The sequence below is a fragment of the Thiomonas sp. TH-17 genome (genome assembly GCF_057473305.1).
Genome location: NZ_JBYCKI010000157.1, coordinates 1 through 9,211 on the forward strand (window position 1 = coordinate 1; position 9,211 = coordinate 9,211).

Annotated in this window: 9 protein-coding genes; 1 reads left to right on the plus strand and 8 read right to left on the minus strand. The window is 65.6% G+C overall.

Going from position 1 to position 9,211, the window contains the following annotated elements:
* Positions 1 to 526: 526 nt before the first annotated feature.
* The 8 genes from dnaG to AC2VLV_RS09580 form a co-directional block, all read right to left on the minus strand.
* The gene (gene dnaG, locus AC2VLV_RS09545; protein WP_486989755.1) at positions 527 to 2,407 is read right to left on the minus strand and encodes a DNA primase; all 1,881 of its coding nucleotides are present in this window, start codon (positions 2,405 to 2,407) and stop codon (positions 527 to 529) included.
* Positions 2,408 to 2,464: 57 nt separating this feature from the next.
* The gene (locus AC2VLV_RS09550) at positions 2,465 to 3,223 is read right to left on the minus strand and encodes an SDR family NAD(P)-dependent oxidoreductase (RefSeq protein ID WP_486989756.1); all 759 of its coding nucleotides are present in this window, start codon (positions 3,221 to 3,223) and stop codon (positions 2,465 to 2,467) included.
* A 178-nt stretch (positions 3,224 to 3,401) separates the two neighbouring features.
* Positions 3,402 to 4,052: an adenylate kinase gene (gene adk / locus AC2VLV_RS09555; RefSeq protein ID WP_486989757.1), complete on the minus strand. Its 651-nt coding sequence runs from the start codon at positions 4,050 to 4,052 to the stop codon at positions 3,402 to 3,404.
* 75 nt (positions 4,053 to 4,127) lie between these two features.
* On the minus strand, positions 4,128 to 4,907 hold the full coding sequence (gene kdsB / locus AC2VLV_RS09560; RefSeq protein WP_486989758.1) for a 3-deoxy-manno-octulosonate cytidylyltransferase: 780 nt from the start codon (positions 4,905 to 4,907) through the stop codon (positions 4,128 to 4,130).
* A 2-nt stretch (positions 4,908 to 4,909) separates the two neighbouring features.
* Positions 4,910 to 5,131 carry a Trm112 family protein gene (locus AC2VLV_RS09565; protein ID WP_486989759.1) on the minus strand — a complete coding sequence of 74 codons (222 nt, stop codon included), beginning with the start codon at positions 5,129 to 5,131 and terminating at the stop codon, positions 4,910 to 4,912.
* Positions 5,112 to 6,158 carry a tetraacyldisaccharide 4'-kinase gene (gene lpxK, locus AC2VLV_RS09570; RefSeq protein WP_486989760.1) on the minus strand — a complete coding sequence of 349 codons (1,047 nt, stop codon included), beginning with the start codon at positions 6,156 to 6,158 and terminating at the stop codon, positions 5,112 to 5,114. The genes AC2VLV_RS09565 and lpxK overlap by 20 nt, the downstream gene beginning before the upstream one ends.
* Positions 6,158 to 6,577, minus strand: coding sequence for an ExbD/TolR family protein (locus AC2VLV_RS09575; RefSeq protein WP_013106060.1), 420 nt, complete (start codon positions 6,575 to 6,577; stop codon positions 6,158 to 6,160). The genes lpxK and AC2VLV_RS09575 overlap by 1 nt, the downstream gene beginning before the upstream one ends.
* Before the next feature lie 33 nt (positions 6,578 to 6,610).
* On the minus strand, positions 6,611 to 7,231 hold the full coding sequence (locus AC2VLV_RS09580) for a MotA/TolQ/ExbB proton channel family protein (protein ID WP_486989761.1): 621 nt from the start codon (positions 7,229 to 7,231) through the stop codon (positions 6,611 to 6,613).
* 397 nt (positions 7,232 to 7,628) lie between these two features.
* On the opposite strand from AC2VLV_RS09580, the gene xseA reads away from it, so the two are divergent.
* A complete protein-coding gene (xseA, locus tag AC2VLV_RS09585; protein ID WP_486989762.1) occupies positions 7,629 to 9,002 on the plus strand; it encodes an exodeoxyribonuclease VII large subunit in 1,374 nt (457 codons plus the stop codon).
* The last annotated feature ends 209 nt before the right edge of the window (positions 9,003 to 9,211 follow it).

Genomic DNA, 9,211 nt, shown 5'->3' on the forward strand with positions numbered 1-9,211 from the left:
CGCGGCGCGTCCACAACGGGACGCACCTCGGCGGGACTCACCTCGGCGACCGCGGCCTCTTTGCGGGATGCGCCCCGCGGGGTGGGAGTCTGCGTTTTGGATGATGCTTTTGTCATGGTGGACCTCAACCGACCGTTGGTTCGGAAGGAAATATAGAAGGGGGATTGCTTACAGTATGTAGGGTGAATCGCCAAAATTCAAAGAGCCTGAGCGAAGGTGCCACGGCTATTTCGCACCAAGCCCGCACGGCAAGGGCGCTATCGAGCCGAATCAGCAAACGTCTTGGCAGTTCCAAGAAGGTTTAATCGCTTTGACCCGCCTAGCTTCGACCCAAATTCGTGGCCTCGGTTCGATTGGGTTTTCCTTGATGACCGCGCCCCCACGGCGCTTATGCCTTGCTGCCGAACCTATGCCCCTGAACCTATGCCCCTGAACTCATGCCCGGCAGTCTGTTTTGGCAGATATTCACCCCAGAGCGGTGGATTTTACAAAAAACCGGGTATTGTCTGCCTGTGCGCCAAAACCGTCAACCCCGCTGCGTTTGATCGATCTCTTTGAGTCGTAGCGCCAGACTGCGGTATTCCGTGCGGTCAGCGTCTGCCACCAGGCCACCGGCAACCAGTTCGTCCTGCCGTCTTTTCAGCGCGGCGCGCTCCAGGCGCGACAGAATGGCCAGCAAATCCTGTTTGGCCGCGGCTTCGTCCAGTTCCAGCGGATCAGGCGACTCGGCCAGCACCTCCTCGGGCGAGTGTCCGGCCGCGCGCAAGGCCTCCCACAGCGCCGCGGCAGACAGTTCGGGCTGGTCTTCCAGAATGGATTCGAGCGTCAGCACCAGCCCCTGCAGCGGCCCGGGCTCCAGCGAGAGCAGCGCATGCTGCGCCGGGTTGATGCTCCACCACAACTCGGGTTGCGACAGCAGCAAAGGGAGCAATTGCCGCAGGGGATCTTTCGGCACCGCGGCAAAGGCCCGCAGCGCCTCGCGACCGCCGCGCGCACGCGGCGCCGTCTTCATGCCACGCATGCCAAACGACTCTGCCGGAGCCGATGGCTTGCGCGAGGGCGCAGACAGGCGAAGCACCTCGCGCAACTCGGTGCCGGGCATCTCCAGGCGGCGTGCCAGATCGGCCAGCAACTGGCCCAGCAGGGCGGGCGCGGTGATTTGCGACAACAACGGCCCGGCCTCGTGGATGGCCTGCGCACGCCCCTCGGCGGTGGCCATCGCCACGCCATCGAACAGGCTGGAAAACAGAAATTCCGACAAGGGCTGCGCCCGGCCGATCTCCCGCTCGAAGACTTCGGCGCCTTTTTCGCGCACATAAGAATCCGGGTCGTGCTCGGCGGGCAGGAACAGGAACTTCACCACCCGCGTATCGCTGAGCAGAGGCAGGGCCTGCTCCATCGCCCGGCGCGCGGCGCGGCGGCCCGCGGTATCGCCATCGAAGCTGAACACCACCTGGCCGGTATGCCGAAACAGTTTTTGCAATTGCTGCGCCGTACAGGCGGTACCCAGCGTGGCCACGGCCTGTTCCACCCCGAATTGGGAGAGCGCCACAACGTCCATATAGCCTTCGACCACCAGCGCATAGCCCGCGCGCGAAATGGCGGTGCGGGCTTCGAACAGGCCGTACAACTCCTCGCCCTTGTGGAACACGGCGGTTTCCGGCGAGTTGAGGTATTTGGGTTCGCCCTGGTCGATGATGCGTCCGCCAAAGCCGATGACTTCGCCGCGCAGACTGCGAATCGGAAAGGTGATGCGGTCGCGCAGCCGGTCATAGCGACGCTGCGCCGATGCAAAAGACTCGGCTTGCGGATCGAGGGTGTCGCCGGCCGCGTCACGGGCCACCACCAGGCCGGATTGCACCAGGGCATCGGCGTTGTAATTCGCAAACGCGCCGGCCAAGGGCTGCCAGTCGTCCGGGGCGTAGCCCAGGCCAAATTTTTTGGCGACCTGGCCTTGCAAGCCACGGGCGATGAGGTAGTTTTTCGCCCGCTCGCTATGCCGCAATCGGTGCTGATAAAAGCCGTCAGCCGTCTGCAGGGCGTCGACGAGCGTGGCTTGCAGGCTGCGCTGCTGCTGGAGCTGGCGGAGTTGCTGCGGGTCGAGGTCGGGCTCGGGCACAGTCATGCCGTAGCGCCCGGCCAGCTCCTTGACCGCATCGACAAAGCCCATGCCAGCGTGCTCCATCAGGAAACCGATGGCCGTGCCATGCGCGCCGCAACCGAAGCAGTGATAGAACTGCTTGCTCGCACTGACGGTGAACGAGGGTGTCTTCTCGCCGTGGAAGGGGCACAGGCCCTTGTAGTTGGTACCGGTCTTTTTCAGCTCGACATACTGGTCCACGACTTCGACGATGTCGGCGCGGGCGAGCAGATCCTGAATGAAACCGGGCGGGATGCGTTGCTGCATGGATCGGTCGTCGTCATCGTGGCGGCGGTGGCCGCGAAACGGCTGGATCGGGCGAGACTACTTGGGCTGCATGCGAATGGCGCCATCGAGCCGGATGACTTCGCCATTGAGCATGCGGTTGGTGAGGATGGATTCGACCAGGGCCGCGTATTCCTCGGGCCGTCCCAGACGCTGCGGAAACGGCACCATCTGTCCCAGCGCCGCCTGCACCTCGGGAGGCATGCCCATGAGCATCGGCGTCTCGAAAATGCCGGGCGCGATGGTCATGACGCGGATACCGTCCCGCGAGAGATCGCGCGCCAGCGGCAGGGTCATGCCGGCGATGCCGGCCTTGGACGCGGCGTAGGCCACTTGCCCGATCTGCCCGTCGAACGCGGCCACCGAGGCCGTGTTGACGATCACACCGCGCTCGCCATCTTCCAGCGGCGGCTGCTGCGCCATCGCGGCGGCGGCAAGGCGAGCGAGGTTGAAGCTGCCGACCAGATTGATGTTGATCACGCGCTGGAAAAGCTCCAGGGCATGGGGGCCTTGCTTGCCCAGCGTGCGCGCAGCCGGGGCGATGCCGGCGCAACTCACCGCCACCCGCAGCGGGGCCAGTGCGTTGGCGGCTTGCACCGCAGCTTCCACGTCGCTTGCCTGCGTCACATCGCAACGCATGAACTGACAGCCGATGTCCGCTGCGGTTGCTCGCCCGGCCTCTTCTTGCAGATCGGCGATGACCACCCGCATGCCCCGTGACGCTAGCAAGGCTGCCGTGGCGCGGCCTAGCCCCGATGCGCCGCCGCTGATGATCGCGCTATGACCCGAGAGTTGCATGGGGTGCTCCGTCCGCTCAGAGGGTGTGAATGAATCCGGCGTGGCCGAGCAGCGCGTCCAAACGTCCCCAATCAAGGCGCAAAGCACAGCCGTGCCCGACGGCACGGCGCGCATTTGCAACGCCGAGTGGGACGATTTGGGCGCGAGGAGCGGGCATGGCGGATTTGTTCACACCCTCTCAAGCCTGCAATGCGGCGAAGATGCGCTGCTGCACTTCGGCCACCGGCCCGACGCCGGAAATGGTGACCAGACGCGGCGCGCCGGGCTGGGCCATGCGCTCGGCGTAGAACTTCACCAGCGGCAGCGTCTGCGCGTGATAGACGTCCAGGCGTTTGCGTACCGTGTCTTCCTGATCGTCGGCGCGCTGCACCAACGGCTCGCCGGTGAGATCGTCCACTCCGGCCGTCTTGGGGGGATTGAAAGCCAGGTGATAGGTTCGGCCAGAGGCCGGATGCACCCGGCGTCCGCTCAAGCGCTCGATGATGTCGACGTCGGGCACGTCGAACTCAAGGACTACGTCGATGCCGATTCCCGCCTGCTCCAGACCTTCGGCCTGGGCGATGGTGCGCGGAAAGCCGTCGAGCAGAAAACCCTTGGCGCAGTCGGGCGCAGACAGGCGCTCGCGCACCACGCCCAGCATGATCTCGTCGGGCACCAAGGCGCCGGCTTCCATGATTTTCTGCGCCTGCTGGCCCAGCGGCGTACCGGCCTTCACCGCGGCGCGCAGCATGTCTCCGGTGGAAATCTGGGGAATGCCGAAGCGCTCGGTGATGAAGGCGGCTTGCGTGCCCTTGCCCGCGCCCGGTGCACCCAAAAGTATCAATCGCATGAAGGTCTCTCAATCATAAAAACGCACGTTTCAGAATAGCAGACCGCTCTGCCAAGGCGCTGACTACGCGCCCGTTCAGCGCTCAGGCCACATCGCCCGCACGCGCTCCAGATCGGCCAGCGTGTCGACCCCAGGGCCGGGTGCCTGTTTGGTCACATGCACCGCAATGGGGTGCCCGTGCCAGAGTACGCGCAATTGCTCCAGCGCTTCGGCCTGTTCCAGTGGCGCCGGGGCCAGCTTGGCGTAATCGCGCAGAAAACGGTGGCGATAGGCGTACAGCCCGATGTGACGATAGACCGGATGCGGGGGCTGCGCCTGCATCGTCCAGCCGCCTGAACCTGCCGCATAGGCGTCGCGCTGCCACGGAATCGGCGCGCGCGAGAAATACAGGGCCCTGCCCTGCGCATCGAGCACGACCTTCACCACATTCGGGTTAAAAATCTCGGCCGCCTCGGTGATGGCATGCGCGCAGGTCGCCATCGGGATTTGCGGATTGCGCTGCAGCAAGGCCGCACAGGCCGCGGGCAACTTGGGGTCGATCAGTGGCTCGTCGCCCTGCACATTGACCAAGATGGCGTCTTCGGGCAGACCCAGCAATTCGGCCGCCTCGGCCAGCCGGTCGGTGCCGCTGGCGTGATCTTCGCGGGTGAGAACGGCGCGAACGCCGTGCGCCGCACAGGCCTGCGCAATCAACGGGCTGTCACAGGCCACCACCACTTCCTGCGCGCCGCTATGCGCCACACGCTGCGCCACGCGCACCACCATCGGCGCCCCGGCAATGTCCGCCAGGGGCTTGTTGGGCAGGCGCGTGGAAGCCAGCCGGGCAGGTATGAGCACCCAGAACGCAGCCGCCATGCTCAGGCCGCCGGTTCGGCAGTCGCGGCGGGGGCCGGGCTCGGCGTTGCGTCGGCAGGCAGGGTCATGTCGCGGGCGAGATCGACCAGCATCAGCGGAATGTCGTCGCGCACCGGGTAGGCCAGCTTGTCGCGCGGGCAAATCAGTTCTTGCGCGGCGGCGTCGAATTGCAGCGACCCTTTGCAAATGGGGCAGACAAGCAGGTCAAGAAGTCGGGAGTCCACGGGCTTTCTCCAATTGTTGGTGCAACCAGGGCAGCAAGTCGGCGGGCAGTTGCAGCCGCAGGCCGACAACCCAGAGGCGCTCGCGCAAAACAGGCGGCAGATGGGCCGATTTTATGGCGTCCTTTTCCGTCAGCAGAATGGGCTCGTCTGGCGGCAGCCCGGCCAGCGCGTCGTCGCTCAAAGGCTGATGGTCGCCCAGCGCCCGGGTCTGCACCGTCAGCCCGAGAGCTTGCAGCATGGCAAAAAATTGCCCCGGATGACCGATTCCGGCTACCGCGCTCAGCGGCTTTGCGCCAAAGCGCTGCACGAACTGCGCAGCACTGAGCGTTTGCCCACTGACCAGATGCGTGATGTCGCCCGGGCTGCGCACCAGCGCGAAGTGCAGCCCCCCGCCTGACACCTGCCGCAGCACCGCCTCGGGGCCGAGCGTAGCGTCGCGCCGTCTGCCGGGCGATTCGCGCAGCGGCCCGGCAGGCAACAGCCAGCCATTGCCCCAAAGGCGCTGATCGACCACCACCAGTTCGACGTCGCGAGCCAGCGCCAGATGCTGCAGGCCGTCGTCGCTCAGAATCACATCCACATCGGGCCAGGCGGCCCGCAGGGCGAGCGCGGCCTGGGCGCGCCGCCGTCCGACCATCACCGGGCAGCCGGTCAATCGGGCCAGCAGCACAGGCTCGTCGCCACACTCCGCCGGATCGCTCTGCGCGTCCACGCGCAATGGAGCGTCGTCGGTCGAGCGACGACCATAACCTCGAGAAACTATGCCCGGCCGCCAACCTGCCAACTGCAAGCCGCGCGCCAGCTCGGCGATCAGCGGCGTCTTGCCCGCGCCGCCCACAGTGAGGTTGCCCACCACGACCACCGGCACGCCCACGCGCTCAGCACGCAGCACACCCGCGCGATACAGGCTGCGGCGCCCGGCGCTCAGCAGCGCGAATAATCGGGAGAGCGGCCACAGCGCCCAACTCAGCAGGCTGCGGCGCAGCCACCCGTCCGGCCAGCCGCTGTGCCCCGCGGGTTGCGCCATCAGGAACCGGGAGACTTCTGCGTGGCGAAGGTCAGGCGGCTCAAGCCCGCGGCGCGCGCGGCCTCCATCACATTCACCACCGATTGCTGCGTGGCCTGGGCGTCGGCGCTGATCACCACCATGGTGTCGGCCTTGCCTTTGGACGCGTCGAGCAGCGACTGGGTCAGCGCACTCACCGTGCGGCTCGGGAGCAACTGCTTGTTCACCGCATACTCGCCGCCGCTACTCACGGCCACGATGATTTCCTGCGGATGGTTCTGCAGCTTCTCGGCGTCGGCCGTGGGCAGGGTGATCTTCAGCTCGGTGAACTTGGAATAGGTGGTGCTGATCATCAGAAAAATCAGGATGACCAGCAGCACATCGATCAGCGGAATGAGGTTGACCTCGGGGTCTTCCGTGGTCTGGCGTTTGAAATTCATGGCGAGCGGCGCAGGTCGAAGGCGCGGTTCATTTCAGCGGCGCGGCACATAGCTTTGCAGATGCGTGGCCAGACGCCGCGCGGCCTGTTCGAGTTCGACCGTGTAGTCGTCCACGCGGCTGCGGAAGTAACGGTAAAAAATCAGCGAGGGCACCGCCACGATCAGCCCAAGCGCCGTGTTGTAAAGCGCCACCGAAATGCCATGCGCCAGCACCGTCGGATCGGTGCCGGCCGTGGACTGCGAGCCGAAAATCTCGATCATGCCCACCACCGTGCCGAGCAGACCGAGCAAAGGCGCCGCAGAGGCCACGGTAGCCAGCGCGTTGAGGTACTTCTGCAGCCGATAGACCTGATGCCGTCCGGCGTTTTCCAGATCTTCCTGCAGCCCCACCGCGCTGGCATGCGGCCGTGCCACCGAGCGGAACCCGCTGGCCAGCACGGCGCCCAGCGGCGAGTTCTGTTCGAGCTTGTCGATCACGTCGGCCGCCGGCAGTTGCTTGGCCGACACATTCAGCGCCTCGTCCAGCAATTTGGACGGCAGAATGCGGGCGCGACGCAGCGAGGCCAGTCGTTCGAAAATCACCGCGAGGGCCACAATCGAGCACAGAATCAACGGCCAAATCGGCCAGCCTGCGGCTTCCACCATCTGCAACATGGGTCTTTTTCCTTTGCGTCTTTGCGCTGCAAAATCAGTCGCCGTGCGTGTCCAACCCGTCACGCAGCAGCCTTTCAGCGCCGCATTATGCCGGGTCAGAGAAGTCGCGGACAATGAAACAGCGCGAGGCTGTCATGCGTCAAGATCGCGGGCTGCAAAAGTTATCCCACCTTTCTGTGGACAACTCTGTGGGAAAGCGCTGAACGGCGGCGCCAAATCGCGCAAAATCAAGCGCCCGGCTTAATGTGACGCTTTTTTAATCAATAATTTCTCATTGTTTTTCAATAACTTGGCATGCAAGCACGTTACCTTCAGACGCTTTCAGACGCCGAAAGCATCCCCGGGCAAAGTGTGCACATCCTCTTGACGTTTCACACCTGGCCACTCGATATCCACCTTGAAAACTTCAACTAACGGCGCTCTGGTGTGGACAGTTTCCGCGCTGGTTCAGGCCTTCTCTGATGCCCTCAACGCCCGCTTCAACAGCCTGAACGTGCGTGGCGAAATCTCGGGCCTGGTTCGGGCCGCGAGCGGCCACCAGTACTTCAACCTCAAGGACGGTGCGGCGCAACTGCGCTGCGTCTGGTTCCGCCAGCGCGCAAGCTCTACCGCCACCGCGCTGCGCGACGGCATGAGTGTGAGGCTGCGCGCCACCGTGGCGATTTACGAACCCCGCGGCGACCTGCAACTCATTGTTGAGAGCGTGCAGCCCGACGGCGAAGGCGCGCTGCTCGAAGCGTTTTTGCGCCTCAAGGCCAAACTGCAGATTGAGGGCCTGTTCGACCCCGAGCGCAAACGCCGGCTCCCTGCCCTACCGCAAGCCGTGGGCGTGATCACCTCGCTACAGGCCGCCGCCCTGCGCGACGTGCTCACCACTCTGCGGCGGCGCAGCCCGCAGGTGCGCGTCGTGGTCTATCCCGCCAGCGTGCAGGGCGCCGCAGCGCCCGGCGAGCTGCTCGCCGCCCTGCAGCGCGCGCAGGCGCGGCGCGAAGTCGATCTCATCCTGCTGGTACGCGGCGGCGGCAGTCTCGACGACCTCTGGGCCTTCAACGACGAGGCGCTGACCCGGGCGATTGCCGCCAGCACCCTGCCGGTGATCAGTGGCGTGGGCCACGAAACCGACTTCACCCTGGCCGATTTCGTCGCCGACCTGCGCGCGCCCACCCCCACCGCCGCCGCCGAACTCGGCGTGCCCGCCCAGGCCGGGTTGCTCGATGCGCTCACCCATACCGCGCACCGCGCCAGCAGTGCGCTCAGCCACCATCTGCAGCGCGAACAGCAGCGCTGCGACCGCCTCGCCCTGCGCTGGCCGCAACCCGCGGCGCTGCTGGCCGCACCGCAGCGTCACCTCGCGCAGTTGCAGTGGCGACTGCGGCAGGCCTTGAACGACCTGCCGAGGCTGCACGCGCAACGGCTGCAACTCTTACAGCACCGCCTGGCCCATGCGCTGCGCCAGCGCGCACCCCGGGAGCGCGAGCGCCTGAACCGATGCGAGCGCAGCTTGCCAGAGACGCTGTCGCGCCAGCTTTCCAACTCCCAGCTTCGGCTGGAACGCGCCGCGCAGCACCTGCAACTCCTCAGCCCGCGCGCCACCCTCGCACGCGGCTACCTGCTGGGCATGAACGCAAACGGCCAGGTGCTGCGCGACCTCACGCAGCTCGCGCCACAGCAGCCCCTGCTGCTGGCCGACGCGCAACGCGCGGTGCGGATCGACATCGGCCACATCGACGCCCAACCCCATCCTCTCGAAGCGGACATACCGCCGAATTAAGCGCCCCCAGGGTCGGCTCGCCGACCCGCCCCCCGTGGGGATCAAGGAAACTTGGGGCGGCCCTGCGTTTCCTTGAGTGAGCAAAGTCAAACGGCTGTTCCTAGAATGGGACTGGTTTGATTTATGCAACCGCCACTCACTCAAGGAGAAGCCCATGCAACACGAACTCCCCCCCCTGCCCTTCGCCCCCGACGCGCTCGCCCCGCACA